Source organism: Lacrimispora sphenoides JCM 1415, assembly GCF_900105615.1.
GTDB lineage: Bacteria > Bacillota > Clostridia > Lachnospirales > Lachnospiraceae > Lacrimispora > Lacrimispora sphenoides.
The window spans coordinates 2682002-2708972 of record NZ_LT630003.1 but is presented as its reverse complement, the minus strand read 5'-3'; the positions used below and the strand labels follow the sequence as shown (position 1 = coordinate 2708972).

General features: G+C 39.3%; 25 protein-coding genes and 2 tRNA genes. 19 read left to right on the top strand and 8 right to left on the bottom strand.

Annotated elements, in window-relative coordinates; translation table 11 throughout:
* Positions 1 to 38: 38 nt before the first annotated feature.
* From BMX69_RS12260 to BMX69_RS12250, 3 genes are all read right to left on the bottom strand, one after another.
* Entirely contained in the window at positions 39 to 557 is a 519-nt protein-coding gene (locus BMX69_RS12260; RefSeq protein WP_100042485.1) for a methyltransferase family protein, read from the bottom strand.
* 88 nt (positions 558 to 645) lie between these two features.
* The gene (locus BMX69_RS12255; RefSeq protein WP_100042484.1) at positions 646 to 1086 is read right to left on the bottom strand and encodes a DUF3788 domain-containing protein; all 441 of its coding nucleotides are present in this window, start codon (positions 1084 to 1086) and stop codon (positions 646 to 648) included.
* 16 nt (positions 1087 to 1102) lie between these two features.
* Entirely contained in the window at positions 1103 to 2023 is a 921-nt protein-coding gene (locus BMX69_RS12250; protein WP_100042483.1) for an AraC family transcriptional regulator, read from the bottom strand.
* Between the two features lie 393 nt (positions 2024 to 2416).
* On the opposite strand from BMX69_RS12250, the gene BMX69_RS12245 reads away from it, so the two are divergent.
* A complete protein-coding gene (locus BMX69_RS12245) occupies positions 2417 to 2869 on the top strand; it encodes a GNAT family N-acetyltransferase (RefSeq protein WP_054791644.1) in 453 nt (150 codons plus the stop codon).
* A 241-nt stretch (positions 2870 to 3110) separates the two neighbouring features.
* Here the strand turns inward: BMX69_RS12245 and BMX69_RS12240 are convergent.
* The 3 genes from BMX69_RS12240 to BMX69_RS12230 all read right to left on the bottom strand — a co-directional run bounded on the left by BMX69_RS12240 (position 3111) and on the right by BMX69_RS12230 (position 4104).
* A tRNA-Val gene (locus BMX69_RS12240) sits at positions 3111 to 3183 on the bottom strand.
* Between the two features lie 65 nt (positions 3184 to 3248).
* Entirely contained in the window at positions 3249 to 3887 is a 639-nt protein-coding gene (locus BMX69_RS12235) for a CatA-like O-acetyltransferase (RefSeq protein WP_100042482.1), read from the bottom strand.
* Between the two features lie 143 nt (positions 3888 to 4030).
* Positions 4031 to 4104 (bottom strand) — tRNA-Pro (locus BMX69_RS12230).
* Positions 4105 to 4233: 129 nt separating this feature from the next.
* Here BMX69_RS12230 and BMX69_RS12225 point away from each other — a divergent pair.
* From BMX69_RS12225 to BMX69_RS12215, 3 genes are read left to right on the top strand one after another with little or no spacing between them, the layout of a single operon-like run.
* Positions 4234 to 5025: a Cof-type HAD-IIB family hydrolase gene (locus BMX69_RS12225; protein WP_174715221.1), complete on the top strand. Its 792-nt coding sequence runs from the start codon at positions 4234 to 4236 to the stop codon at positions 5023 to 5025.
* Between the two features lie 2 nt (positions 5026 to 5027).
* Complete coding sequence (gene lpdA / locus BMX69_RS12220; protein ID WP_100042481.1) at positions 5028 to 6461, top strand: dihydrolipoyl dehydrogenase; 1434 nt, start codon at positions 5028 to 5030, stop codon at positions 6459 to 6461.
* Complete coding sequence (locus tag BMX69_RS12215) at positions 6458 to 8245, top strand: aminopeptidase P family protein (protein WP_100042480.1); 1788 nt, start codon at positions 6458 to 6460, stop codon at positions 8243 to 8245. Before lpdA ends, BMX69_RS12215 begins: the two co-directional genes overlap by 4 nt.
* A 26-nt stretch (positions 8246 to 8271) precedes the next feature.
* Here BMX69_RS12215 and BMX69_RS12210 read toward each other — a convergent pair whose 3' ends face one another.
* Positions 8272 to 8610, bottom strand: coding sequence for a helix-turn-helix domain-containing protein (locus BMX69_RS12210; protein ID WP_025234006.1), 339 nt, complete (start codon positions 8608 to 8610; stop codon positions 8272 to 8274).
* A gap of 174 nt (positions 8611 to 8784) precedes the next feature.
* Between BMX69_RS12210 and BMX69_RS12205 the strand changes: the two genes are divergently transcribed.
* Positions 8785 to 9669: a GGDEF domain-containing protein gene (locus BMX69_RS12205; RefSeq protein ID WP_100042479.1), complete on the top strand. Its 885-nt coding sequence runs from the start codon at positions 8785 to 8787 to the stop codon at positions 9667 to 9669.
* 112 nt (positions 9670 to 9781) lie between these two features.
* Here BMX69_RS12205 and BMX69_RS12200 read toward each other — a convergent pair whose 3' ends face one another.
* Positions 9782 to 10363 (bottom strand): prolyl-tRNA synthetase associated domain-containing protein, encoded by a 582-nt coding sequence (locus BMX69_RS12200; RefSeq protein ID WP_054791641.1) that lies wholly within the window; start codon positions 10361 to 10363, stop codon positions 9782 to 9784.
* Between the two features lie 829 nt (positions 10364 to 11192).
* On the opposite strand from BMX69_RS12200, the gene rlmD reads away from it, so the two are divergent.
* The 14 genes from rlmD to BMX69_RS12140 all read left to right on the top strand — a co-directional run bounded on the left by rlmD (position 11193) and on the right by BMX69_RS12140 (position 26968).
* Positions 11193 to 12809: a 23S rRNA (uracil(1939)-C(5))-methyltransferase RlmD gene (gene rlmD, locus BMX69_RS12190; RefSeq protein WP_408610342.1), complete on the top strand. Its 1617-nt coding sequence runs from the start codon at positions 11193 to 11195 to the stop codon at positions 12807 to 12809.
* Positions 12810 to 13282: 473 nt separating this feature from the next.
* Entirely contained in the window at positions 13283 to 16276 is a 2994-nt protein-coding gene (locus BMX69_RS12185) for a DEAD/DEAH box helicase (RefSeq protein WP_100042478.1), read from the top strand.
* 572 nt (positions 16277 to 16848) lie between these two features.
* Positions 16849 to 17046 carry a VOC family protein gene (locus BMX69_RS12180; RefSeq protein ID WP_242941248.1) on the top strand — a complete coding sequence of 66 codons (198 nt, stop codon included), beginning with the start codon at positions 16849 to 16851 and terminating at the stop codon, positions 17044 to 17046.
* A gap of 179 nt (positions 17047 to 17225) precedes the next feature.
* A complete protein-coding gene (locus BMX69_RS24450; RefSeq protein ID WP_115639892.1) occupies positions 17226 to 17480 on the top strand; it encodes a hypothetical protein in 255 nt (84 codons plus the stop codon).
* A gap of 263 nt (positions 17481 to 17743) precedes the next feature.
* Positions 17744 to 18604, top strand: coding sequence for an alpha/beta hydrolase (locus BMX69_RS12175; RefSeq protein ID WP_100042477.1), 861 nt, complete (start codon positions 17744 to 17746; stop codon positions 18602 to 18604).
* Positions 18605 to 19123: 519 nt separating this feature from the next.
* Entirely contained in the window at positions 19124 to 21196 is a 2073-nt protein-coding gene (gene abc-f, locus BMX69_RS12170; protein WP_100042476.1) for a ribosomal protection-like ABC-F family protein, read from the top strand.
* Positions 21178 to 21408 carry a hypothetical protein gene (locus BMX69_RS24445; protein WP_054791638.1) on the top strand — a complete coding sequence of 77 codons (231 nt, stop codon included), beginning with the start codon at positions 21178 to 21180 and terminating at the stop codon, positions 21406 to 21408. Before abc-f ends, BMX69_RS24445 begins: the two co-directional genes overlap by 19 nt.
* 304 nt (positions 21409 to 21712) lie before the next feature.
* Positions 21713 to 22123, top strand: a complete 411-nt coding sequence (locus BMX69_RS12160) for a VOC family protein (RefSeq protein ID WP_054791654.1) — start codon at positions 21713 to 21715, stop codon at positions 22121 to 22123.
* A 184-nt stretch (positions 22124 to 22307) separates the two neighbouring features.
* Positions 22308 to 22469, top strand: coding sequence for a hypothetical protein (locus BMX69_RS24120; protein WP_157724411.1), 162 nt, complete (start codon positions 22308 to 22310; stop codon positions 22467 to 22469).
* Between the two features lie 117 nt (positions 22470 to 22586).
* Entirely contained in the window at positions 22587 to 24548 is a 1962-nt protein-coding gene (locus tag BMX69_RS12155) for an ATP-dependent DNA helicase (protein WP_100042475.1), read from the top strand.
* A gap of 358 nt (positions 24549 to 24906) precedes the next feature.
* Positions 24907 to 25368 (top strand): GIY-YIG nuclease family protein, encoded by a 462-nt coding sequence (locus tag BMX69_RS24575; protein WP_197678649.1) that lies wholly within the window; start codon positions 24907 to 24909, stop codon positions 25366 to 25368.
* Positions 25359 to 25745: a DUF4357 domain-containing protein gene (locus BMX69_RS24570; protein WP_197678648.1), complete on the top strand. Its 387-nt coding sequence runs from the start codon at positions 25359 to 25361 to the stop codon at positions 25743 to 25745. The genes BMX69_RS24575 and BMX69_RS24570 overlap by 10 nt, the downstream gene beginning before the upstream one ends.
* Positions 25746 to 26006: 261 nt before the next feature.
* The gene (locus tag BMX69_RS12145) at positions 26007 to 26417 is read left to right on the top strand and encodes a peptide deformylase (protein ID WP_054791636.1); all 411 of its coding nucleotides are present in this window, start codon (positions 26007 to 26009) and stop codon (positions 26415 to 26417) included.
* A gap of 98 nt (positions 26418 to 26515) precedes the next feature.
* On the top strand, positions 26516 to 26968 hold the full coding sequence (locus tag BMX69_RS12140; RefSeq protein ID WP_054791635.1) for a peroxiredoxin: 453 nt from the start codon (positions 26516 to 26518) through the stop codon (positions 26966 to 26968).
* Positions 26969 to 26971: the final 3 nt, after the last annotated feature.

The following is a 26971-nucleotide window of genomic DNA, read 5'->3' as shown; positions in this document are numbered from 1 at the left end:
CAATGTACTATTGATCGTTGGCTGGCGGAAGGGTTTGATTAGATATACCGTTTAACCTTACTCATGTAGTTTACATACTCTTTCCCAAATTTGTTGATGCACCATCGTTCTTCGGAAAGTATAATCCAGTGTGCAGATATTTGAAAAACAAGCAGGGATATAAGCAGCAGAATAGAATGTGTTAACAATACACAGCTTGAGAAATATATGAAATAACCGATATACATAGGGTTACGGGAAATTTTATATATTCCGTTTGTATTTATTCCGCTTTGCCCAGGTTTTGCAAAGTTAACAGTGGCAATTATTAGAACACTGATACCTAAGAGATAGATAAACAAGGCGGTAAAAAACAATGGCGGTTTGGTCTGGATTTTCAAAAAAAGTGAATATAAGATAATAAAAGCGTTTGAAAACTGGTAAAAGAGGTAGGCAGCCTTTTCGCAGCCCTCTAATGGGGCAAAGAATGCGGCACGGCTTAACGCGTCTTTATTTATCATTTTTAACAAGCCGAACCTTATGAGAAAGATAGGTATTATTAATAGAAATGCATTCATTTTAAGCGACTCCCTCTACCGCTGCTATCGTGTAACATTTTAGATCTTACCTTTTTTACTAAATTATTTCATAGCTGCAAGAAACGGTCTATTGAACACGGCCGGCTCGCAGCGCAATCAATTCCTTTACATCACACAATATGTTTTCACTTGTTACGTTTATCGCCAACGATTTACCGCTAGTCCCAGATTTGGTCTGAATATATAAATCTTGTGTGTACTCATCGCAAAGGGGAATTAGCAGGTCAGCTTCGGGGGATTCTTTTGCCCCCACATTCACGAGGGCTACGAAATACCCTTGTTTTGGGTATAGTGTACACAATGCTTTTCCGCCTTTTTTGTATTTTACATTCCAGCCTTTCCAGAAATCTTGATCCATAGAGCAACCGCTATAAAACAATTTCGATTTTGCATTGTATGTCTGCTGTAAATGATCAGCCAGATTATCCCATAAAGGAGTATCGACAAATTCCCTTATTTCTTTATCTAATGGTTCATGTCCGCTACTAAACAATTCACTCCACAACATAGTATCACCTGCTTTTTTAATCTGTAATTGGTACGGGTATCACCCATAATTCCATCTTACACATTTGGGGATTTAAACTTATATATTTTTCTGCTGAAAATGGCTGCGTTGATAAATTGTGCTTTGGAAGCCAAATGCGAAACAAATAATTCATGCTTTTATCTAATGCTGAAGTTATCAATTCTTCAAAACTCTCCGCTTCAAAAGAACACACGATATATTCGGCGGCCGGAAGTTCCCAAGTCACTAAATCATTATATGCAGTTGTGCCAGGAATTGCAGAAGCCCCCACAAAATAGGTAAAAGTACCATCTTCATTATTACCGAATGAAGAAGCGGCAAACTCTTTTCCGTTTGGCACAAGCCCCTTTATTTCCTCTTTTTGTTTATGAAATTTATCCCACAACAGGCCGGGCACATCAATGCCGGTTGTATCTCCCAGCGGGGTTTGCTGTGATATCGAAACCGGCGCAGAAAAACCAATGTATCGTTCTGGAACAACTATTGTTTTGCGCGATATTTCCAAAACGATGCTGTCTGTAATCAGCGGCACATTTTCGTCAATCATTGTATAGCCAAGCAATAAATCAGGCTTTATAATCTGATTCAACCGAACAGGATTATTGCGGTATTCCTCTGGAGTAATTCCAAATGCGCTTTTGAATGTTTTTGTAAAATGCTCATGGCTATGAAATCCATATTCAAGGGCAATATCCAGTATGCGCCTGCTCTTATCACCGAGCGTTTCACATGCTCTTGCAAGTCTTCGCATTTTAATGTACTCATTTACAGGACGCTTCACAAGGCGGGTAAATAGTCGTTGAAAATAGAACGGCGAAAGAGCGGCAACCCTTGAAAGTTCTTCAGGCGAATGGCTTTGCGCTAAATTGTCTTCAATGTAATCAAGTACCTTTTGGATTGATTCCCATGCGTGCATAATAAAACCTCCGTTATATATTATTATTTACTATGCTTTCATTCTATATAATAAATAAGTTGTCCGCTTGTTTGCCAATGCTCTTTTTTGATTTGGTTCATGTAACAAAGTCATAAATTTCACCACTCAATCATACCACAATGTTATAAGTCTTATCGTGATGTTAGCCTTAGGATTCATATTTGAAATAGGTATAGGAGAAGTTAAGCGGTCAATAGATGGTAGTGGCTAGCTCTTTTCGCATGTTATTACTCTAATCAGACATAAAGTAACGCATCCCTTATAAACTGCTTATTCATTCAAAGAAAGGAATTTTAATAATTTGAATTATGAAACTAGATGATGTATAATTACATGAAATATATTTGTGTATCCAGTTAAGGGGGAATATATATGTTTGAGTTCAAGGATTTTGATTATTTAACCGATGGAGAAATTGATTTAAAGATTGAAGAAAAATCTCCATCTAATGAGGAAAAGGGTTATGTACCGGCATATAAATACAAAATTACATTACATAAATCAGACGATAGCATAGGTACTATTGACATTCGGATCGGGAACAATGAAAACTTATACTACGGGGGGCATATTGGCTATATGATTAAAGAAGGTTATCGAGGAAACAGTTATGCTTCAAAGGCGTGTAAAATCATCAAAAATGTAGCGATTGCCCATGGGATGGATAGGCTTATTATAACATGCAATCCAGACAACTTTCCATCTCGAAAAACTTGCGAGAAGGCAGGTCTTAAACTTAAAGAAATAGTAAATTTACCACCATATAATGAGATGTACGAAAGTGGAGAGCGACAAAAGTGTATCTTTGAATGGATCTTAGGATAACTATTATTCCAATTTATTGTATGTTTTAAATTAAGGGAACTTTTTAATAAGTTCCCTTAATAAATGGCAAATAATTATCACTAACAACAAATTTTAATATAGAAATGAACCTTTTAAACCAGTCCCTGAAATGGTTTATTTTAATACCAGGAAGGCCGGAAGGAGCATTTATGATCAACATTAAAAAAATAAGACCCCAGTATATACAATGAAATCTTGCATCTACCAGGGTAATAAATAATGGAGACAACAGGGCTCGAACCTGCGACCCTTTACACGTCAAGCAAATGCTCTCCCAGCTGAGCTATGTCTCCATAGGAGCATTGTAACTGAAAACCTGAAAAAAGGCAAGCGAAATTCTTCTATAAATTTAAAGATTTTACTGCAGCCAATCCAGGTGATCACACCTGCTTTGAAGCTCCATAAAAAACTTTGATATATGGAATCCATCCATGAGGGCATGATTGGCCAGGATTGTTACCGGTACCTTTAAGCTTCCCTCTGATTTGAAATACTTACCCCAGGTAATACGGGGATTGCTGTCAGCAGGAATCGGAACCGGTTGAATGATAGACGTATAGCTCACCCATGGAATGCTGGAAAAGTAGAAGAGCTGATCCTCGTCTTTCCCGTCCGAAAGAGACTGGGACTGTCTGGCCATTTCCTGCCGCTGCTTTCCATCCTTAAGATAAGCGTCAAAGGGCAGCCGGTCGTCTGCGGTGCAGTAACAATAGTTTTCGTCTTCTAGGGCCAGAGTATAGGAAGGGATACAATGGTCATATTCAATGATTCCGTCTCCATGAATGCGGCGGCGGAATTCCGGGATAGAGTTGGCTGCCTGAGCGGACGCATAAAGGAAAGTCAAATAGAAGGGCAGTTCTTTTTCTTTAATAGCGCTCATGAAATATGTAATGTCCAAATTTACAGTCATACCTACGTATGGGTAAGCGAAATTGCGGAAAAGGTTAAATTGATCTTTTCGCTCATAATGTTCCATGTCAAGATATTGATAACTCATAAAATACACCTCCTGATTTTATAAACCAATTGCGGCATAGAGCCTTAGGGAGAGGAGCAGGTATTATGCGCAATCATGATACAAAAAAATACCGGAAACCTTATAATAATAAGGAAAACCGGCATTCTTAAGTATATTGTCAATCGGAGTAACAGGATTTGAACCTGCGACCTCTCGGCCCCCAGCCGAGCGCGCTACCAAGCTACGCCATACTCCGTTTTCTTGACACATATGGTATTATAGCAGAAAGTTTCCGATTGGTAAAGTATATTTCTTGAAAAATTTTCAAATTTAATATATTATGGTAAGGAGACGATTATTTAGGAAGAAAAACAGGTGAAGATAGATGAAGCCAATTGTAAGCTTTGATGTAGATATGACACTGCTGGACCATAAAGACTGGACAATTCCTGCCAGTGCCTTGGAAACCATAGAAAAGTTGAGAGAAAATTATACCATCGTACTGGCAACAGGCAGAGACATGGATTCTATTTTCAGCACTGCCATCCGGGATCAGGTAAGACCGGATGCGATCATTCATCTCAATGGGACGAAGGTAACTGTGGGGGATAAGGTCATTTATGAACATACCTTTGATAAGGTACTGCTGAGAAATATTCTGGCTTATACTGAGAAAACTCCATACAGCGTTGGAACTACAGTTGGGGAATGGGACTATTATGTTAATCCTGAAGTGGTAAAAAGGCATGATGCAACGCTTTGGGGAGAATGCGGAAGAAGATTTGAAGATCCAGGAAAGCTTGTGGAGCTTGAAGTGAGGACCATGGCCTATATTGGAGATGAGGCAGGAGCAAAAGCCATGGAGGAGGAATTTCCGGAAATCCATGTACATATGTTTGCTGATAAACGGGGAGCAGATGTGGTGGAACGGAAGGCTTCAAAAGCCATGGGCCTGATGAGGCTCTGTGAATATTATAAAATACCTCTTTCGGATACAATAGCATTTGGAGACAGCATGAATGACTACGATATCATTAAAATAGCAGGCAAGGGAATTGCCATGGGCAATGCCATGACTGAATTAAAGAAAGCAGCCGATTACGTCACGGATCCTATTGATCAAGAGGGAATTAAAAATGCCTGCCTACATTTTGGAATGATCCGGCAGGAGGACTAAAAATGGCAGAACATTACGATATACTTGTGATCGGCGGAGGGCCAGGCGGATATACAGCTGCTTTAAAAGCCGCCGGTCTGGGACTTAAGACCGCCATTGTGGAGAAGGAAAGACTGGGAGGAACCTGTATTAACAAAGGCTGCATTCCTACAAAGGCCCTGCTTCATGCCTCCAGTATATTTGAATCTCTTCAAAACAGCGATGAATTCGGGGTGTCCACAGATTTTATTTCTTTTGATTTTAAAAAGATGCAGAATTATAAAAAACGTTCTGTAAAAGCATATCGCAAGGAAGTGGAGGAGCTTGTTAAAGCAGCAGGAATCGCTATCATCTGCGGGACAGCAACCATACGCCGAGGGCGGACCATAGAGGTGAACGGCCTGGAAGGCAAGGATTATTATGAAGCGGATCACATCATCATTGCCACCGGGGCAAAACCGGTGATGTTAAAGATTCCTGGAGCGGACCTTTCCGGGGTTCTGACCAGTGACCGCCTGTTAGCTTCTGATACATGGAATTACGACCGTCTCACGATCATTGGAGGCGGGGTGATCGGAGTGGAATTTGCTACTATTTTCAGTGCCCTCTGTTCCCATGTGACTATATTGGAGAACAAAGCTCATTTACTAGGGCCTATGGATTCTGAAGTCTCCCAGGCCCTGGAAGAGGAACTTAAAAGAAAAGGAATCGCGATCCATTGCAGGGCAGATGTTAAGGAAATCCGGGAGGAATCCAATCAGGGGCTGACTTGCATCTTTGAAGTAAATGGAGAGGAACAAACCATCCGTTCCGGACAGGTCCTCATGGCAGCGGGTCGGGCTCCTTATCTGGATGGACTGATGGGACCGGATGTGAATCTTGAGATGGAAAATGACCGTCTGAAAGTAGATACAGAATTCAGAACCAGTGAGCCAGGGATTTATGCCATCGGCGATGTGGCAGCTGATATCAAGCTTGCCCATGTGGCGGCCGCCCAGGGGACCTATGTAATAGAAAAGATTGCAGGAGTTGAACATACCACCCGGCTTTCTGTGGTACCAAACGGTATGTTTGTCAAGCTTCCTGTGGTACCGAGCTGCATTTACACAGAACCGGAAATCGCCTCCGTAGGGCTTACCAGGGAGGCGGCTATCGCCTGCAGCATGAAGGTGAGATGCGGACGCTACTCCATGAGCGGAAACGGAAAATCCATTATAGCCAGAGAGCAGAATGGGTTTATCCATCTGGTATTTGAAGAATATTCCGGTACTCTCGTGGGAGCCCAGATCGTATGCCCCAGGGCAACCGATATGATCAGTGAGATGGCGACGGCTATTGCGAACGGCCTGACAGCAGAACAGCTTATGCTTGCCATGCGCGCCCATCCTACCTACAGTGAAGGAATTGGGTCTGCTATAGAAAATTATTATGAAACCAAAGGAGAGATAAAGCGATGATTCAGGAAAGACTGGAACAGTTAAGAAAACTGATGGCTGAGCATCATATGGATGCTTACATGATTCCAACCTCGGATTTTCATGAATCCGAGTATGTGGGAGAATATTTTAAATGCAGAGAATTTATAACCGGATTCAGCGGTTCAGCTGGTACGGCTGTAATTACGAAGGATGAAGCAGGTTTATGGACCGATGGCCGTTATTTTGTACAGGCAGGCAAGCAGCTTGAGGGGACCGGAATCACCCTGGAGAGAATGGGACAGCCTGGAGTTCCTGAGATTGGGGAATATCTGGATCAGGTACTTCCGGAAGGCGGCTGTCTGGGATTTGACGGACGGGTGGTAAACTGCCAGCTGGGGCAGGATTTAGAAAAGCTACTGGCGGAAAAACATGTGACCCTGGCCTATCAGGAAGACCTGGTGGATGTTTTGTGGAAAGAACGCCCTAAACAGTCTGCGGAACCGGTATGGATCCTTGAGGAAAAGTATAGCGGAAAAACTTCTGCACTGAAAATAGAAGAATTGAGAAGCCAGATGAAGAAGGAAAAGGCAACCATTCATATCCTGACAACTCTGGATGACATTGCATGGCTTTTAAATATCCGGGGAAATGATGTGGAATGCAATCCGGTAGTTCTTTCCTATGCAATGATAACCCTGGACCGTTTTTATCTTTTCATCAACGAAAAGGTGTTAAAGGCTGAAGTGAAAGCTTACTTTAAGGATCTTTCCGTAACAATTTGCCCTTACAATGACATTTATACAGTAGTTTCCCAGTTAAGAGATCAGAAGGTTCTTGTAGAAACAGGTAAGACCAATTATGCCATAGTAAAAAATCTTGACAGCTCCAACAGCATCATTGATAAAATGAACCCCACCGCCCTTTCAAAAGCCATGAAGAATCCGGTGGAAGTGGAAAATATGAGAAAAGCTCATATCAAGGATGGCGTAGCCATGGTAAAATTCATCTACTGGCTGAAGCAGAATGTGGGAAAAGAAACGATCACAGAGGTAAGCGCCCAGGAGCATCTGGATCATCTGCGTTCCGAACAGGAAGGGAATCTGGGACTGAGCTTTGATACGATTTCCGCCTATGGAGCCAATGCAGCGATGTGCCATTATAAGGCTACAGCGGAAAGTGATGTAAAGATAGAACCCAGGGGACTTTATCTGGTGGATTCAGGCGGACAGTATTATGAAGGAACGACTGATGTGACCAGGACCATTGCGGTAGGGCCGCTGACAGAGAAAGAGAGAGAGCATTTTACTCTTACTGTCATCAGCATGCTGCGCCTGGGAGCTGTGAAATTCCTTTACGGTTGCCGGGGACTGACCCTGGACTATGTAGCAAGGGAGCCGTTCTGGAGCCGTGGCATTAATTATGACCATGGGACCGGTCATGGAGTAGGATACCTGCTTAATGTCCATGAGCGCCCCAATGGGATCCGGTGGCGCATGGTACCGGAGCGTCAGGATAATAGTGTTCTGGAGGAAGGCATGATTACTTCCGACGAGCCTGGAGTATATATTGAGGGCAGCCACGGCGTCCGTACAGAGAATCTGATTGTTAGTAAGAAGGCAGAAGAGAATGAGTATGGACAATTTATGGAATTTGAATTCCTGACCATGGTTCCCATTGATCTGGAAGCCATTGATCAATCCATTATGACCGAACATGATGTGAAGCTGTTAAATAATTATCACAAAGCCGTTTATGAAGCTCTTTCCCCGTATGTTACAGGAGAGGAAGCACTGTGGCTGAAAGAGAATACAAGAACTATTTAAACAAAATAATTAGGCAGAACCGTAGATTACGGTTCTGCCTGTTTTTGATTGTCCGCGTTTGCTTTAAGCCGCAATAATATGGGAAAAACCGCTTCCAGATCTTCTTTGCTTAAGTTTCTCATCAACGCAGCGGCTTCCCTTAAAAGAGGCTGTTCTTTTCTTTCCGTTTTAAAAAATTCTATGGGAGTAATTTCAAGATAATCGCAGATTTCAAAAAATTGTTTCATAGATGGCATGGAACGTCCTGAAGAAATCCCCTGGATATAGCTCTTATTTTTTCCCAAATCCAGGCTCATTTGATATTCTGAGATATTTTTTTTCAAGCGAAGCTCCGTGATTCGATTCCTGACAAACTGTTCATCCAACATTATCACCTCTAGGTTAATCATAAAGGATATTCTGTGCAGATGCTACGTATTGTATGCGTAATAATGGCAGAAAAACAGGTTGCATATACGGATGAAAAGCGTTATCATATACCATATACGAATGGAAAAGAAGCAGGATGAAGGATTCCGGCAGGTACAGGGGGAAGGATCATGGCAGGTAATTCAGGAAGGCGGTTCGAAAGGTGGAATTCGGTGAACGAGCATGAGTTCTTCCGTTATGATGAGACGGAGCAATTGTACAGAAACATAAACTTATTTAAAGATACGGTTTTATTTGAGTATTCTTATGTAGATGAGAGGTTATATCTGTCACCAAACGCAAAAGGACAGATAGATTTGTTAAATTTTGAACGTATTCTTATTAAGCATAGAAGCAATGCCCCCCAGGTTGGTGAAATCCGTTCGTTTGAATTTTGTCTGGGGAAATCGGGGGAACCATATCACTGGTGCAGTTGCAAGCTGACTGCCCAATGGGAGGATCAGACAGAAAGCCCGGTCAAGCTTATTGGAAAGCTTCAGGATATTACCGGACTGAAGGCGAGGGAAGAGCAGCTGTTACTACAGTCCTTAAAGGATGGACTCACCGGTTTATACAATAAAATGGCCTTTAAATACCGGGTAGAAGAGAAATTAAAGTCCGGTGGATCGGGCTGGCTCTGCATGATCGATATAGATAATTTCAAAGAAATCAATGACTGCTTCGGCCATCTGGCCGGCGACCGGATCTTGATGCAGGTAGGCGGAATGCTCTGTGATATTTATCCGGATCCGGATCTGGTGGGCAGGGCAGGCGGAGATGAGTTTGTAGTTTTTACAACAAAAGATGACGTCCAGGAAAGGGCGGACAATCTGTTGGATCGAGTAGAAAAGATCATACCGGAAGAAAAGTGGTCCATTTCTGTCAGCATTGGAATTGCTCCCAGCACCGGAAAGCGCGGAGAGGATTATCAAAAGCTGTTTTCCAAAGCAGACCAGGCCATGTATCAAGCAAAACAGGCTGGAAAAAACCGGATTGCTTTTTTTTATGATGATTGATGGTTAATGGTTGATAGTTGATGGTTTAGGGATTATGGTGGTGGATTATATAGAATGGAAAGGTAAAATGGGGCAGGAGATGTTAATCCTGTCCCATTTTATTTTTGATTTGTTATTCCTGCTCGGTGGGTAAATCTACCAGAGTGTATTCACATTGGATTGCCGGGAGAAACTTGTCCAGAAGATCCGCAGTTTTAAACTTTAGGCTGGAAGTATTGATGCAGGGATGGCAGCCAAAGAATTCTTGAGATAGCACATCCTTGTCGATCAGCAGCCTGACACGGCGTTTTTTATCGTTCATAAGACCAATGACCGAAACAGAGCCGGGGGTGATGTCCAGGAATTCTTCCATGAATTCCGGTTCTGCAAAAGAGAGTCTGGCGGAGCCGATTTGCTTAGAAAGGGCAGCAGTACGGAATTTCTTTCCGCCGGGCAGCAGCAGGAGATAGAAATCAGTTTTCTGAGCATTGCGGAGAAATAAATTTTTGCAGATTTCCATTTCTAACAGTGCATCAACCTCCCGGCAGGCTTCTATGGTGGGAAGTGGGGAGTGATCTACCCGTTGATAGGATATATTTAATTTTTCCAGTAGGTCATAGGTGCGGATTTCCTTGGGAAGACGCCCGGTTTGATCATTGGGACGCCCGTTATAAAGGGTTTCATCCAGGTAAAAGGCTTCGTTTGTATGAACCATGAGTTGCACATCCTTTTGTCTTTTTATGATTTATTATATATGAGAGGGAAAATAATTCAAGTATTTCTTGAATGAGTGAAAGTATTTAGTGGTTTTGGCGGTGGAGATGTATTATAATAGGTGTGAATAAAAATGGAAGCTAAAGGCCCGGCGGAAAGGTAGGATTGGAAATGTTTTTGGAGGAGGCCGGGATTTTATTGTGTAAAAGGATTAAAATAGAAATGGATTAAAGATTTGAAAGAGTTTAATAATAGGAAGAGTTAAAGATAGGTGAGTTTAAAAAGAGGAAGGGTAGATTGCATAAATGATAGATAACCGGTTGAAGAAAGAGAAATTCAGAAGTGATAGAATGGCAAAAGGCAGTGATAATAGGAAGATAGAGGGACAAAAGGGGAAGGAAAGCGGCTGGAGCGGTAGTAAGAACGATAGTAGGAATGGCAGTAAGGGCGGAAGTGGCATCGGTGGCAGGAGCGACAGTAAAAACGATAGTAGGGCTGATAGTAGGAACGGTAGCAGGGGCGGTAGTAGCATCGGTGGCAGGAGCGACAGTAAAAACGATAGTAGGGCTGATAGTAGGAACGTTAGTAGGTATGGTGACAGCATCGGCAGCAGGAACGGTAGTAAGAACGATAATAGGAATAGCGGTAGGAACGACAATAGTACTGACAGCAGGAACTACAGTAAGACCGATAGTAGAGCAGGTAGTAGGGGCAGTAACAGCATCGGCAGCAGAAGCGGCAGAAAGGCCGATAGTGGGGCCGGTGGTAGGAGTAACAACAGCATTGACAGTAAGGCCGATAGTAGGAACGGTGGTAGGAGTAGCAACAGCATTGACAGCAGAAGCGGCAGAAAGGCCGATAGTAGGAACGGCGGTTGGAACAGCAACAACTTCGACAGCAGGAACGGCAACAATGCGGGCGGCAGGAGTGGCAGTAAGACCGATAGCAGAAACAACGGTAGGAATGGCAATAGCTCCGGCAGCAGGAACAGAGGTAAGAATGGCAATAGCACTGACAGCAGGAACGGCGGTAGGAATGGCAATAGCACTGACAGCAGGAACAGCGGTAGGAATGGCAATAGCACTGACAGCAGGAACAGCGGTAGGAACAGCTATAGCGTAGACAGCAGGGACAGTGGTAGGAATGGCTATAGCACTGATAGCAGGAACAGTGGCAGGAACGGCAATAGTGCCGGCAGTAGGAACAACAGTAGGAATGGCAATAGTTTTGGCAGTAAGAAAGGGCATAGTGAAGATATGCCTAATAGGACAAGCGGAAGAGAAAAAAAATCATTATCCAAGTGTTCTGTATCACGTAAATGCGGAGGTTGTCAGCTTTTGGACATGCCATATGAAAAACAGTTGGAACAGAAACAGAAATATCTTGAAAAATTGTTGAAGCCATATTGCCACGTTACACCGATTATTGGTATGGAGAATCCTTATCATTATCGCAATAAGGTTCATGCAGTATTTGACCATGACAAAAAAGGCAATCCAGTCTCAGGCGTATATGAGGTGAACTCCCATAGAGTTGTTCCGGTAGAGAACTGTATGATCGAGGACCAGAAGGCGGATGAGATTATCGGGACTATTAGAGGTATGTTGAAATCCTTTAAGATACGTACCTATGATGAGGATACCGGGTATGGATTATTGCGCCACGTACTGATACGAAGGGGATTTGCCACAGGAGATATCATGGTTGTTCTGGTAACCGCCTCACCGATTTTTCCTTCTAAGAATAATTTTGTGAAAGCGCTGAGAGAGAAGCATCCGGAGATTACTACAATTATACAGAATGTTAACGGCAGGGAAACAAGCATGGTGCTGGGAGATAAAGAACATGTGCTGTATGGGAAAGGATACATCGAGGACATTCTGTGTGGCTGCCGTTTCCATATTTCTTCTAAATCTTTTTATCAGGTAAATCCGGTGCAGACGGAGATTCTCTATAATAAGGCCATTGAGGCCGCAGGACTTACTGGCAAAGAGCGGGTAGTTGATGCTTATTGCGGGATTGGTACCATAGGTATTGTTGCCAGCAAGTATGCAAAGGAAGTTATTGGGGTTGAGCTAAACCGGGATGCTGTAAGGGATGCAGTGGAAAATGCCAAGATCAACGGTATTAAGAATGTCAAGTTCTTCTGTAATGATGCAGGGAAATTTATGGTGAGTATGGCGGAAGACGGAGAGCATGTTGATGTTGTGTTTATGGATCCGCCTAGGAGTGGGAGCACGGAGGAATTTATTGATTCTCTGGCGAAAATGAAACCGGAAAGGGTTGTTTATGTGTCTTGCGGGCCGGAGACGCTGGCAAGAGATTTGGAGTATTTTAGAAAGAAAGGGTATGAGGCGAAAATGGGCTGGGGGGTTGATTTGTTTCCGGCGACGGAGCATTGTGAAGTTTGTGTCGAAATATGTCGAACAAAAACTAGATATATATAATAGCCCTTTTTCCTATAATATGGTAAAATTGTAATAACTTGGTAGATAATAAAAATTTACTAACATATGTCTGATTTTTTCGGGTTGATTATAGAGAATTAGAATAATAAAAGTAAAACAATGAACTTATTGAAAGATAAAATGGTAAAATCAAGTGAATATATCGCACATCAATAAGAATATGACTCCCGGAATTATATTATAAATAATTCTGGGAGTTTATTTTTTAAGAGATTATAAATTGAAATTCCTAGAGAAATTATAGAATCTATTAAAAATATAAAAAATATAGTGGAAATGAGAAGCGTTGTATATGAACCGAGTTTTGAGGGAGGATTTATCAGATTCATAATTGATTAAAGATAAAAGGAAGAAGAGTATTGATGATACGCAGACATTTAAGAATAAACGGATTAATAGCTATTTATTAATTGTAAAGTTTGTAATTACATATAGACAGGAGTTTTGAACTAATGAGCAATGAATACAATTTAATTAAGTACTGGAGGAATAGCCTTGCAGATGCCGCAAGGATGAATATAGATGCAAAAAAGCTGGAGGCTGCTTTTACAATTCCCCAAAATGATGTCCAGGCTGGATTCATTGATGCTTGCATAACGGATAAATTATTTAGTGAGGCCTTCAGGATTAAAAAGGAAGACTGCAATGGTGAAGATGCTACGAAGGATTTTGTCAATGTACTAATTTGTCCTATAAAAGCCATGGCAAAGGTGGAGCATGGTTCCGAAAACGATACTTTTGAACAGATAATTACACCGCTCTGGATTCCGGCAGTTATATCAAAAAGTGGAAGACTTCTACCTAAAACAGACAGTTTTCCTTGGATACCAAGGGATCTGCTTGAACCAAGCTTTGGTAAAACAATTACAGTGGGGTGTGTCGCAGATGTTGATGAATATCTGACAATACACAAACAGTTGTTTAAGCAGGAGAATGGCTGGAGTGCCGTTTGGGAATATAGCAAAAGTATGTTTGAACATGTGATAAAGTCTCCTTTTGATGAGTATACGATTGAGAATTACGAAATTGATTCCCATGCATACATAGTTGTGGAATCACCAGTGCAGGGAGCAACTAAAAATATAATAAGTTTGTATGACAATATTATTAGAGACAATCAGGTTCCTTTATTACTGAAACGATATGCAAATATTGTTGACGAGCAACTGTTTCCATTGTTGGATTACGCTGGTGAAATGGAAATCTGTAAAAAACACTTAGGTCAGATGAATTATAATTTTTCGCTATCGGTTTCCCAACGACAATCAATGCATCACACTCTTACAATAGGGGCTGGACAGATGCTGGCTGTAAATGGTCCTCCTGGAACAGGAAAAACTACTCTTTTACAAAGTGTGGTTGCATCGTTGTGGGTAGACGCAGCATTGCAAGAAACAGAACCTCCTGTTATTGTCGCTGCTTCAGCAAATAATCAAGCGGTTACTAATATCATTGACAGCTTCGGTAAAATTGATGAACCTGAAGCTTCACTTTTAGCAGGCAGATGGCTGAATGGTATCAATAGCTATGGTTTGTATTGCCCTTCTCAGGAAAACATCAAGAAAACCAAGACTAAATTTCAGGTAGCGGATTGTTCAGCGAAAAATAGAGGGCCATTTCCTGAAAAAGTTGAAGATTCAAAGTATGTTAAAGATAATCTAGAGTATTTTATATCAAATTGCTCTAAATATGCTCAAAAAGAACTATCAAATCTCTCTGTCTGTTTGAAATTTTTACATGACGATTTGAAGGATACTGTGTTAAAAATTGAGGAAGGAATTCACTTGTTCACAAAGTATACGGAATATAAAGAAAAGATTTCCAGCTTCTATGCTGGATACGGTGGAATAGAAACGTACTTAGAACAGAAAAAACTTGAGATAAAAAACCTTAATAGTAAAATTGATGATATAAAGGTAATCGAGAATGGATGGCTTCAGCACTTTGATACGCAGCACTGGCTATTGTCTTTGCTTTCATTTTTACCTCCTGTAAAGAATAGAATTATGTTAAGAAACAGGCGTTACCATAATTCAACCGATTTTAAGATAGTGGCTGATTTTTCAAGCCAGGTTGATATACTAAACTTTATAGATGACAAAAAGAATAAATTGTTTGTTCAGAAAAAGGATTACGAGGATCACTTGAAAAATGTAGAGAGTGATAATAGTGAGCTGAAAAATCTGAAGAATAGCTTTTGGTCCTGGATAAATAAAAATGAAATGGAGTGGGAGAAGAAAGAGAACAATATAGATAACGGTATAAAAAAGGAAATTGAAGACTTATATAGTTTGTTGAGATATATTGATATGAATTTAAGATATAAGGCTTTTAAAATTGCAACGCACTACTGGGAATGCAGGTGGCTGATCCAGATGATGGAACAAATCAACAACGATTACAAAGAAACTGTAAACAAGGAAAATTTGAAAAGGAAATGGTATAGATATGCTAAGCTGACACCATGCATTGTTTCAACGTTTTATATGATACCAAAGTTTTTCACAGCATGGAGGGGAAATGAACAACCATTGTATGACTTTATAGATCTGCTTATCATCGATGAAGCTGGACAGGTACCTGCTGAAATTGCTGGGGCTGTATTTTCACTGGCAAAAAAATCTATTGTTGTGGGAGATGCTCTCCAAATTGAACCGGTCTGGAGTATCAACGAACGCATAGATATCGGTAACCTGAAAAGACATCAGATTATCAGCTCTGACAGCGATAGCGAAATAGATACATTTTTAAAAAGTGGTATGGCCGCCTCTTGTGGAAGTGTGATGAAAATTGCCCAGAGAGCAAGTAAATATCAAAAGTATACGGCTGAGAGAGGGATGTTTCTGTCTGAGCATAGAAGGTGTTTTAGCGATATTATTGCATATTGTAATGAGCTTGCATATAAGGGCAGACTTGAGCCCCAAAGGGAAAATGAGTCCGGTATGCCTTTGCCACATATGGGATATAGGGACATTAAAGGCAAGGCAGCACAATTTGGAGGCAGCTGGGGAAACAAGAAAGAAGCTGAGGCAATTGCGATGTGGATAAGGGATAATAGAGATAAACTTGAACAATTTTATTCAGAAAAGGATAAGAAAAAAAGAAAGCAAGATATTAAAACTATTATTGGTGTAGTCACACCATTTTCATATCAGGGGAGACTTATAAGATCAGAGCTTAAGCAATTAGAAATAAAGGACATAACTGTTGGAACAGTTCATTCCCTTCAAGGCGCAGAGAGGAATGTAATTATTTTTTCATCGGTATATGACTCAAGCCAAAATGGAAGAAACTTTTTCTTTGATAATGGGCCTAATATGTTGAATGTGGCAGTATCACGGGCAAAAGACAGTTTTTTGGTGTTTGGTGATATCAATATATTTGATGCTGGTAGCAATAAGCCATCTGGAATTTTAAGAAGGAATGTTAAAATACCTGTTTTATAAGAATCTTAGTGCAGAAAGCAGTAAAAAATATTTTATCAAGGCAGATATAGGCAATACAATAGCAGTTCTGCTTGAAATTATACAATAAAAGATAATGAATCCTTATTATTAATTATATATAAGTTATTGATAATTGATTAATCTGAACACTAAAAAATTCAAGAAAATTTTTGTGTAATAAAGATAGTATTAGCCTCAAATGGCATCTTTCTTTTATAATTTCAAGACATGTAAATTGTGTTTCGAGATCTTTCAGAAAAATAAGTAAACTGTATAAAATAAAAAAATTGTCTTAGTCTACGAAATTGATACAGATCTGATATGAAAAAAACTAAGATTTTTAAAGATATAAGGTGTGTTTTTATAGTGGATCAGAGTAAAATATGATTCCGGGTACTGTGGTGGGTTAAGGAGAATGAACGTTTTGGCAAAGGGGTTGAATTCCGTTAAATAAGTACTTTTGTTTTGTATCTGAGAGATAAATCTGAATTTGTGAATTAGCTTTAGGGATAGAAAGTAAAATTAATTATCCTAAACAATTAATTATGTGATTATCGAGGAGATGGATGACATTGAACGGAAAAGATGTAAGAGTAGGCGCATGCCTATTAGCTGGCAACATGGACAGCATGGTTCGATTTTACAGAGATACATTGGGCTTTGATACTCAATGGAATGGTGGGGATTTCGCAGAGTTTGAAACGGCAAGCGGTGAACTATCCTTGTTCATGTATAGCAGGAAAGCATTCGTGCAGGCAATTGGGAAATAACAAACGATAATGTACGCTATAGCCTCTATATAGTAAAATAAAAGGTAGCTACAATAAATTAATTGAAGAAGTATTGACTCCCAGAATTTTTACAGAATGTTCTGGGAGTCTGTTTTTTTAGTTTTCATTATCTTATGAAAATATGTGTATGACCTCTGTGCACACTTATTAACGTAACTGTGGAGTTTGGCGAGGACGATGGGAATATATCTGTTGGAAAAATAGAGAAAAAAGCAGAAGTTGACGTACCCAATGCAGTAGAGGAATTAAAACAGCCGAGGAAATATCTAACAGCGGGGAACTTTGAAGTAATCAAAGATGCTTTTATATTTGTACTGTGTAGAAAATTCGAAATGGCACATTCTCTTTTAATAGCACATTCTTATTTCTCAATGATTTTTGAGGTATCTGATTGCTTCTACCAGGTGGTATAATTTTCTTATCAAAAATATGGGAAGTGATACCTGTGGTAAAATAGGTTACTTAAAACGTTGGAATAGAAAATAAATTAATTAACATCAATTAGAGATAAAGTTGTGGAGATTGGAGAATAATATGGAAATAAATACCATACCTTGCTTGAACTGCATGAAACCTTATGCAGCTTTAAGTCACATCGGCAATGTAGAACGTTATATGATATATTGCGAAAAGCCGGGGTCATCCGAGTCGCAGAATAAAATGGGGGGATAATATCATGGGATTAAAAGATATAAAGCTTTGGGAAAAAAATGTTCCTGATGCCGACTTAATTTCTACTATTGGGGACTTGAATAACGAAGGGTTACCTACCCTAACCCCTTATTTATTAAAAGGGGAGAAACCCCGCCCTGCAATTATTGTTTGCCCGGGCGGATCATTTCAAATTAGAGCGTCTAATGAAGGAAAACCAATTGCAAAATGGCTAAATCAAATAGAAATAAATGCTTTTGTTTTAAATTATCGGGTTGCTCCTTTTACTCCATTTACGTCAACCAAAGATGCAGTACGAGCTGTTAGGTATATTCGGTATCATGCCCTAGAATTTAATATTGATCCGGAACGGATCGGCATGATAGGATTTTCAGCGGGCGGTTATCTCACCGCTTTTGTAGGAACTCGTTTTGATAATGGAATTACAGAACCGGATAGCCGAAATGCGCAAATTATGTCGATGCTTTTGGGAGAACCAGATTTTAACGATCCGATTGATCAAACGAGTTCTAAACTTAATGCGATCATTTTATGTTATGCTGAGACATCCCCATTTTCTAAGGAAAAATTGCCGCCAGATTCTCTATTAACAAAAGATATTACAGTGGAGGAATTTATAGACTTTACTTCAAATCATAAATATGTTACAGCGAAGACACCACCGACTTTTCTATGGATTACAGCGACCGATCACTGGAATTTTCAGCGTCAAAACTTACTTTTTGCTCAAGCGCTAAATGAGCTAAATCTACCATTTGATTTACATATATTCTCCCAAGGTCCCCATGGTTTAGGATTAGGTGAGGATGAACCTACGGTATCAATCTGGCCAAAACTTTGTGAAAATTGGCTTCAAGGATTATAGTATTCCGCTTATTAATTTTAAACTCGGAATGGTTAGTTCAAACAACAGAAATAGTATCACGGTGAGTCATTGGAGAATTAAGCGTGGGGGAATATGAAGTATCTTAATAGACTTTTGCTTTATATTTGTTTTATTAATACCATATATTGCCCCCCATGTATAGAACAGAAAAAACCAGAAAAACACCTTGACGGAATATGTGTTTTCGCTTATTATAAAGGAAATATAGTATCTTTAAACTAGGAAAGGTAATGACAAATATGAACTCGATACTTAAATGGGTAAAATTGGAATCTATTATGATCGCAATATTTCAAGTTAAGGCTAGAAGTGCGTCCAAATTTAATAGAATCAAAGTTAACCATATAAGGTTTTTGGAGTATTCAGATTAATATCATTTGTTATTACGGTGATAATTAAAATTAGCAACCCAAAGCTTATTGGCTTTGGGTTTTTTGCGTTCATTTTTAAGTAAAGGGTAAAGGCAGAGTTTAATTATAAGAAAGGTCAGGTAGAGTCATGATAGAATTAAGTATTAATAATTTAACGAAATTTTATGGAGCCAACAAGATATTTGAAACGATATGCTTTGAGGTGAAAACTGGGGAGAGGATTGGATTAATTGGTAAGAATGGGTGTGGGAAGACTACAATTATGAAGATAATTATGGGCAGGTTTAAGGAAAGTAACTTAAATTTACAAGGGTGGTTTGAGGATACCGGGCAAGTGCAGGTTGGGGAAGCTTCGTATGGGGAGGAGGTTTCAGAAGATTATCAGGCAGGAGAGGTAAATCTTCGTAAAGGGATTAAGGTAGGGTATTTAAATCAGATACCTGTTTACAATGAGGATACCAAAGCGATTGATGTAATCCGCATGGCTTTTCAAAAAGTCTTTGATTTGAAGAGACGGTTATCAGAGCTTGAAGGGGTGTTACAGACTTCTTCGGGTGAGAAGCTTGAAAAAGCACTGTTAAGTTACGGACGGCTCACGGAGGAGTATGAGATAGCCGGAGGATATGAGCTGGAAACGAAGATTAACAAGATTACAGAGGGACTTAAAATTAATGATATTTTAAAGCAACTGCCATTTCAAAGTTTAAGCGGCGGAGAAAAAACCAGAGTGATTTTGGCGAAGATACTTCTTGAGGAGCCAGATATTCTGCTTCTTGACGAACCTACCAACCATCTGGACTTAGAAACCACAGAATGGCTGGAGAGCTTTTTAAAGGATTATAAAGGTTCTGTTCTAATTATATCCCATGACAGATATTTTCTGGATAATGTTGCTATGAAAATCGTGGAGTTAGAGTTTAACCGGGCTAATATTTACATGGGGAATTATAGTTATTATGTACTGGAAAAAGAGAGACGGTTCTTAATTGACTATAGGAATTATATCAACCAGCAGAAAAAGATCGAACAGATGGAAAAACAGATTGAGCGTTACCGTATCTGGGGAAATATGAGAGACAGTGAAACGATGTTTAAACGGGCAAAGGAATTGGAAAAACGTCTGGAAAAGATTGAAGTATTGGATAAACCGGTCCTTGAAGGCAGGAAGGTGCGCCTTAATCAGGATAGCACAAACCGTTCCGGAAAAATGGTATTAGAAACCAAGCACTTAAGTAAAAGTTTTGGTGATACGGTATTACTAAAAGACATTGATATGAAAGTTTATTATCAGGATAGTGCCTGCATTATCGGGAAAAACGGCTGCGGCAAATCTACCCTGCTTAAGCTGATATTAGAAGAATTAAAACCAGATTACGGTACGGTAAAAATTGGTGCTCAGGTTAAAATCGGTTATCTCCCTCAACAGGTTGTTTTTGAAGATGAAGACCAGACCATACTTGAGTACTTTTCTGGTCTTCACAATATTACTTATGAAGCTGCCAGAAACCAGCTAGCAAGAGTATTATTCTTTAAAGACGATGTCCATAAGAAAATAAGATTCTTATCCGGTGGGGAGAAGAGCCGGTTAAGGTTATGTTCTTTAACCTTTGAAAAAGTGAATTTTATGATTCTGGATGAGCCTACCAATCACTTGGATATAGATTCCAGGGAAGTGCTGGAGGAAGCTTTAACCGCATTTGAAGGAACCCTGTTATTTGTATCCCATGACCGGTATTTTATAAATAAAGTTGCAGGTAAAATCATGTCATTTGAAAATAATCATCTTATTACTTATCCGGGAGATTATACGTATTATCAGGAAGAATTGCAAAAGGCGGGAAAATTTGAGGACCAGTCAAACGAAAAGGCCAGGGGTCTAAGCAACCTGTTAAAGGTTTATGAAGATGATAAGCGTTATAAGAAGGAACAGCCCCAAAAGCCATATGAAAAGAAGTCTTCCATTGGGGTAGAAGTGAATCAATACAGCAGAACGGATAACAAATCCAGGAAGTTGAATACGCAAAAGTCAAATATTCTTGAGAATGAGATTGAAGCCATAGAAGCTGCATTAAAAGCATTGGAACAAGAGATAAATAATAATAATTCCAATTTCGAATATTTACAGGAACTATTCTTAAAAAAAGAAACTATGGAAAAAGAACTGGATTTCGTTTATGATAAATGGGAGAACTGTCAGTAATACAGAAAAATTATCACCTAATTCTCGGTGAAAGAATTATTAATTTACTTGAAAAGCTTAAAATTGCCAGGCGCAATCATTGCAGGTGTGTGATTGAAACAAAAACAGTTGCATCTTTGCAGGAGTCATTAAATTGGTTGGTAACCCATTGGAGTAATAAGGAAATGCAAGTAGATAAGCTCAAGGCTGCAACGGGTATCTTTTTTCTATAAGTATTAATCTATATAATGTCTACGCCAAGGGCAAAATGCGTTTTTTTAAAATCTGTATTACAGCATCAACACATGTCGAAATAGTGGTTCTGCTGGAGTGGATAGCCCAGGAAGTCAAAGGGATTCGGAAATTTGGACAGGATATGTAGGTGTGTTTTTGTAGTGGATCAGAGTAAAATATGTTTTCGAGTACCGTGGTGGGACAAGTAAAATGAATGTTTTGGCAAAGGGTTTGAATTCCGTAGAAAGTAAAATAATTTATCCTAAACAATTAATTATGGGATTATAGAGGAGAGGGATGACATTGAACGGAAAAGATGTAAGAGTAGGCGCATGTCTATTAGCTGGCAACATGGACAGCATGGTTCGATTTTACAGAGATACATTGGGCTTTCATACTCAATGGAATGGTGGGGATTTCGCAGAGTTTGAAACGGCAAGCGGTGAACTATCCTTGTTCATGTATAGCAGGAAAGCATTCGTGCAGGCAATTGGGGAGAGCTACGTTCCTCCAAAAGGAATCAATCAGACATTTGAAATTGCCCTTTGGTTGCCCTGTTTTGCCGATGTGGATGCGGAATATGAGCGACTATTGAAGCTGGGCGTGCAATTTCCAACTGGAGAACCCATAACCTTTTCCTTCGGCAACCGCAACTTTTACGTTGCCGATCCGGAGGGGAATCTACTAGAGATAGGCAGTACGAGCGAAATGTAGATCGGAAATTCGCTCCATCACAAAGGCTCTATGTTTGCGCACTCTAATTTAAATAATATTAGTATTCATGACAAGATTTCAAACATAAGCTTGAAGAATTTCAGTTTGTAATGTTGAGCAATTGGCTTTGCCAATAGTAAACAGGGGTAAACGGTTGAATAATAATTAAATGGAGGAATATAAAATGTCAATGAAAGATATGGATAAAATGAAACAATTATTAGAGGAGAAGAAATCTCAAAGTAATTTCTTCTATGGTGAAAAAAAGATTGGTGTCGGAAAAGTTCAACAGAGACATAAGAATATCGGGACTGATTCAGAAAGAACTAAGAAAATATCCCGATAGTGTTTAAAATAAATAATCCTCTATCTCCTTTTAACAGGGGGGATAGAGGATTAAGTTCGTTAAAGCTGTTAGTAATACAAAAAGGCATAAGTTTGGCATTATAGGAGAAAAAGAAACATGTGTGCATTGTGTACAATTAACACAAGGGTAAAAGAGCCCTTTGATTATAGTAATAGAGAAGATTTTCAAGTTAAATTAGTTGAATGGATTGGTGACGTTTTGTATGATATCCTTCCTGAGCATGGATACGAAGTTCGGGACGAACAAATATTTACAGCTTTTCAGATAGCTGATGCTGTTTGCAGCAAAAAAGTTCACTTAGCGGAAGCAGGACTTGGAACAGGCAAAACATTTGCTTATTTATTATCAGCAATTCCCTATGCTAGGTTTAGCGGAAAACCTGTAGTGATTGCGTGTGCTAATACAGCACTTCAAGAACAACTTGCTGGTGACACTGGGGATATTAAAACCCTTTCTAGGTTACTTGGATTAGAGATAGATGCTAGGATAGCAAAAGACTCACGTCAGTATATATGCGATGTTCGAGTAAATGAAAATTTAGAAGAATTCGATATGATGTCGGATGAGATTAATCAGTGGTTAAATAAAACAAAATTAGGTGAACGCTCAGAAATATCTACCGTACCAGATCGTATTTGGAAGAGGATTGGTTGGAATGAGTCTATGTCGTGCGATATTTGCATGAACCGTGGATATTGCAAACTTGTTAAGGCAAGAGAATATTATAGACTTGCGAGAGATTTAATTATTGTAGATCATGAAACATTTTTTAATGACTTATGGACAAGGGAAGAACGATTAGCGAATGGACAATTGCCGATACTTCCAAATTATTCTGCAGTTATTTTCGATGAAGGGCATAAAATACTGCTTCCAGCAGCCATGCAAGCAGGACAACAAATAAACAAGGAGGAGATTGACAATATAATCTTCACCCTTGGGGAAATACAGGGAGCAAGAGATTCATTGGTTTCAGTAACAGCTGCGATGGAACAGGCTTCTTATGACTTTTTTGAAAAATTAAATAGGTCTGTGATAATAGCAGAAAGCTCAGAAAGACTATCCATTCGGATGAATGAGACGTTGCAAAAGACGGCTAAAGTATTTCGAAAGACATTAGATCACTTTCATCTAGAGATGCAGATTGAGCAAGAACTATATATAGAGTCATTATCCGCAAACCAAATACAAGCATATGAAGGGCAAATTGAAAGATCCATAATGGCACTAGACAGATTCTGTAGAAATAACAGTACAGATATGATAGCTTGGGTTGATAGAGGGGATGGTAGTTTTTGGGTTGTTCCTAGGAATTTAAATGAGATGTTAAACCGACATTTATTTCAGAAGGAATTACCAGTGATATTTACCTCAGCAACGTTAAGTAATGAAGGGGATTTTGATTATTTTATACGAACGCTTGGATTAAAGGAACCTTCCAAATCTACGGTGGAAAGTCCTTTTGATTTAGAAAAACAAGTTGTTGTCTACTTACCACAGTCCTCACACAGTTTAGAAGCAAAGTCTACCCACGGCATAGAAAAATTAGTATCCCTATTAAATAATAATGAGGGACGAGCTCTCGTACTTACCAATTCGATGGAGGAAGTTCGTAAAATCAGAAAGAGATTGGAAGGATATCAATTTCCATTTGATATTCTGTGGGAAGATAAAGGGGAGAGAGGGCACCTTGTACGAAGGTTTAAAGAGGAGGAATTCTCGGTATTGATTGGTGCAAATTTTTGGGAAGGAATCGATGTACCAGGTGATGCATTAACCTTGCTAATCGTCTGGCAGCTGCCTTTCCCAGCTCTAGATCCTCTCATTGAAGTACAACGTAAAGAGGCAAGAGAACAAGGATTAGATCCCGCCATAACAGTTGATTATCCTGAGATGGGACTTAAATTAAAACAAGGTTGTGGACGGTTAATTAGAACAGAGGAAGATAAAGGAGCAATCGTTGTCTTAGATTTTGTTGTAGGAACACCTTGGGAAAAAGTTGTGATGGGTGCACTGCCTTTTGGAGCGGTGATTAGGGGGATAGAAGGGCTGGAATGAGATATGATTGAAGAGAAACTTAATAGTACTATTATTTTGAACATGGGATTTATGGGAACTGGTGTATATGAAGTTGTTCTTTTTGAATGGCTAAGTAAATAGAAAGATAATATTAAACCTGACTTTTTTATTTTGTGTGTCGATGGATATGCTGATATAATAGAAATTAAGCTTCCAAATATAAAATCTAATTCTATTGTAGGAATGAATAATCGAGATTATTTTAATTCTGAACTCAACACATTATATAAAACAAACCAGAGTGTATGCAATATTTTTTGATGATCCTAATAATAGAAGATGGTTTGAAAGTAGATATGGTTTTAAGGTATATAACGATGGCAAAGGAGAAATGATTATGCGGGGGAAAACAATTCGTCAATTTTTAATAGATGGAGTCGCAGAGGGGAGATGGGTAAGTGAACTTTCTAATTGGACAGGAAAGGCTTATAAAATTCCGCGTACATACGTAAATGCTTGTGGAGATAGAGAAGACCTAAGCAATACAGGAGTTTATTTTCTGTTTGGAAATGATGATAATACAGATAGTAAACAAGTTTACATTGGAGAAGCTGAAAACATTATTAACCGCATTAAGCAGCATGTTGCAGAAAAAGATTTTTGGACAGAATGCGTTGTTTTTATTAGTAAAGACAATAACCTTAACAAGGCCCATATAAAATATTTGGAAAATCATTTGTATTTGCTTGCTAAAAAAAGTAAAAGGTATGAAATCTTAAATTTAAATAACCATCTGAATCATCCATATCTGAAATGGACCAAGCTGAGATGGAGGAGTTTATTGATAATATGCGTTTGATTTTGAGCGTATTAGGCCATAAGGTCTTAGAACCTTCTGTAGGAACCTCACAATGGAAAAGTGAACCAGTTTTTCTTTTACAAGATCGTTCTGGTATTAAAGCTTTTGGAAAACCAACATCCGATGGATTTGCTGTTTTAAAAGGTTCCACCATTGCGCAGTCGGTAGCTTCATCATTATCGCAATCAATCTTAAATAAGCGTCAACAATTATTAGATAAGAGTATTGTTGATCAAAATTTTACGTTTACACAAGATTGGTCATTTAGTAGTTCATCCTTAGCGGCAGCTATTGTGGTGGGATACAGCATTAACGGACGAATCGCCTGGAAAAGCAAAAAAGGAATTTCGCTAAAAGAAACAGAAACAAAAGTTTGACTATCAAGGACTAACTGCGTCTTTCGGGAATCCTTTTTACAGCATCAACACATGTTGAGGTAAAAACTCTGTTGCAGAAAGCCTGAGGAAGAAGTACAGAAAAGTTATGCCAATTAGACATATTAAAACGGATAAGTAAACAATACAGTAAATAAAGAAAGGCATTAGCGTAATTGTACCGTAGGGGAAATATGCGTTAATGTCTTGTGAGAAGAATGCTCTGAAATACAACTATCTTGAGTAAATGAAAGAAGGTTTGTAATGATTAGACAAGTAATGAAGGATGTCGTCTTCCTGAATCAGAAGTCAGAACCGGCAACGGAAGCGGACAAGCAGGTGGTTCAGGATTTGCTTGATACTTTAAAAGCGAATGAAGCAGGCTGTGTAGGAATGGCGGCTAACATGATTGGTGTCAAGAAAAGAATAATAGCAGTGAGTATGGGTTTTGCTAATATTGCTATGATTAATCCAGTGATTATAAAGAAGTCTGGTGCGTACGATACGGAGGAAGGCTGTCTTTCTTTGATTGGAGTTCGCAAGACCACCAGATATAAGGATATCGAGGTGGAGTTTCAGGATTTGAATTTCAATAAACAGTGCCAGAAGTTTTCCGGATGGATTGCACAGATTATACAACATGAAATCGACCACTGCGATGGCATAGTGATATAGAAGTATAGGCATTGATGGAAGTTGTAATAGTGAAATGAATACTAAAAAAGCGGAATAGAAAGATTTTAAGCTTAACATAAGAACCAGGAGGTCAGATCATGTTAGAGCCAGGAATAAAAGCACCAGCATTTTCATTGCTGGATCAGAATGGATTGATGCACACGTTGGAGGAGTACAAGGGTAGGAAGGTTATTTTATATTTCTATCCAAAGGACAATACTCCGGGCTGCACCAAGCAGGCTTGCAGCTTTGGAGAGTTGTATCCGCAGTTTCAGGAAAAGGGAGCTGTGGTTCTTGGGGTGAGTAAGGACAGTGTGGCATCTCATAAAAAGTTCGAGGAAAAGTATGGACTACCATTTACATTGCTTTCTGATACGGAACTTACCTGTATTCAGGCATATGATGTCTGGCAGGAAAAAATGAATTATGGTAAGGTTAGCATGGGAGTGGTTCGAACCACATATCTCATCGATGAAGATGGGGTAATTGTAAAAGCCTTTGGTAAAGTGAAGGCAGAGGAGAATCCGGCACAAATGCTGGCGCTGTTTTAGGAT

Coding starts and splice junctions, on each gene's coding strand:
- BMX69_RS12260 (WP_100042485.1), bottom strand. CDS start 557: ATGAATGCATTTCTATTAATAATACCTATCTTTCTCATAAGGTTCGGC.
- BMX69_RS12255 (WP_100042484.1), bottom strand. CDS start 1,086: ATGTTGTGGAGTGAATTGTTTAGTAGCGGACATGAACCATTAGATAAA.
- BMX69_RS12250 (WP_100042483.1), bottom strand. CDS start 2,023: ATGCACGCATGGGAATCAATCCAAAAGGTACTTGATTACATTGAAGAC.
- BMX69_RS12245 (WP_054791644.1), top strand. CDS start 2,417: ATGTTTGAGTTCAAGGATTTTGATTATTTAACCGATGGAGAAATTGAT.
- BMX69_RS12235 (WP_100042482.1), bottom strand. CDS start 3,887: ATGAGTTATCAATATCTTGACATGGAACATTATGAGCGAAAAGATCAA.
- BMX69_RS12225 (WP_174715221.1), top strand. CDS start 4,234: ATGAAGCCAATTGTAAGCTTTGATGTAGATATGACACTGCTGGACCAT.
- lpdA (WP_100042481.1), top strand. CDS start 5,028: ATGGCAGAACATTACGATATACTTGTGATCGGCGGAGGGCCAGGCGGA.
- BMX69_RS12215 (WP_100042480.1), top strand. CDS start 6,458: ATGATTCAGGAAAGACTGGAACAGTTAAGAAAACTGATGGCTGAGCAT.
- BMX69_RS12205 (WP_100042479.1), top strand. CDS start 8,785: ATGGCAGGTAATTCAGGAAGGCGGTTCGAAAGGTGGAATTCGGTGAAC.
- BMX69_RS12200 (WP_054791641.1), bottom strand. CDS start 10,363: ATGGTTCATACAAACGAAGCCTTTTACCTGGATGAAACCCTTTATAAC.
- BMX69_RS12185 (WP_100042478.1), top strand. CDS start 13,283: ATGAGCAATGAATACAATTTAATTAAGTACTGGAGGAATAGCCTTGCA.
- BMX69_RS12175 (WP_100042477.1), top strand. CDS start 17,744: ATGGGATTAAAAGATATAAAGCTTTGGGAAAAAAATGTTCCTGATGCC.
- abc-f (WP_100042476.1), top strand. CDS start 19,124: ATGATAGAATTAAGTATTAATAATTTAACGAAATTTTATGGAGCCAAC.
- BMX69_RS24445 (WP_054791638.1), top strand. CDS start 21,178: ATGGGAGAACTGTCAGTAATACAGAAAAATTATCACCTAATTCTCGGT.
- BMX69_RS24120 (WP_157724411.1), top strand. CDS start 22,308: ATGTCAATGAAAGATATGGATAAAATGAAACAATTATTAGAGGAGAAG.
- BMX69_RS12155 (WP_100042475.1), top strand. CDS start 22,587: ATGTGTGCATTGTGTACAATTAACACAAGGGTAAAAGAGCCCTTTGAT.
- BMX69_RS24575 (WP_197678649.1), top strand. CDS start 24,907: ATGCGGGGGAAAACAATTCGTCAATTTTTAATAGATGGAGTCGCAGAG.
- BMX69_RS24570 (WP_197678648.1), top strand. CDS start 25,359: ATGCGTTTGATTTTGAGCGTATTAGGCCATAAGGTCTTAGAACCTTCT.
- BMX69_RS12145 (WP_054791636.1), top strand. CDS start 26,007: ATGATTAGACAAGTAATGAAGGATGTCGTCTTCCTGAATCAGAAGTCA.
- BMX69_RS12140 (WP_054791635.1), top strand. CDS start 26,516: ATGTTAGAGCCAGGAATAAAAGCACCAGCATTTTCATTGCTGGATCAG.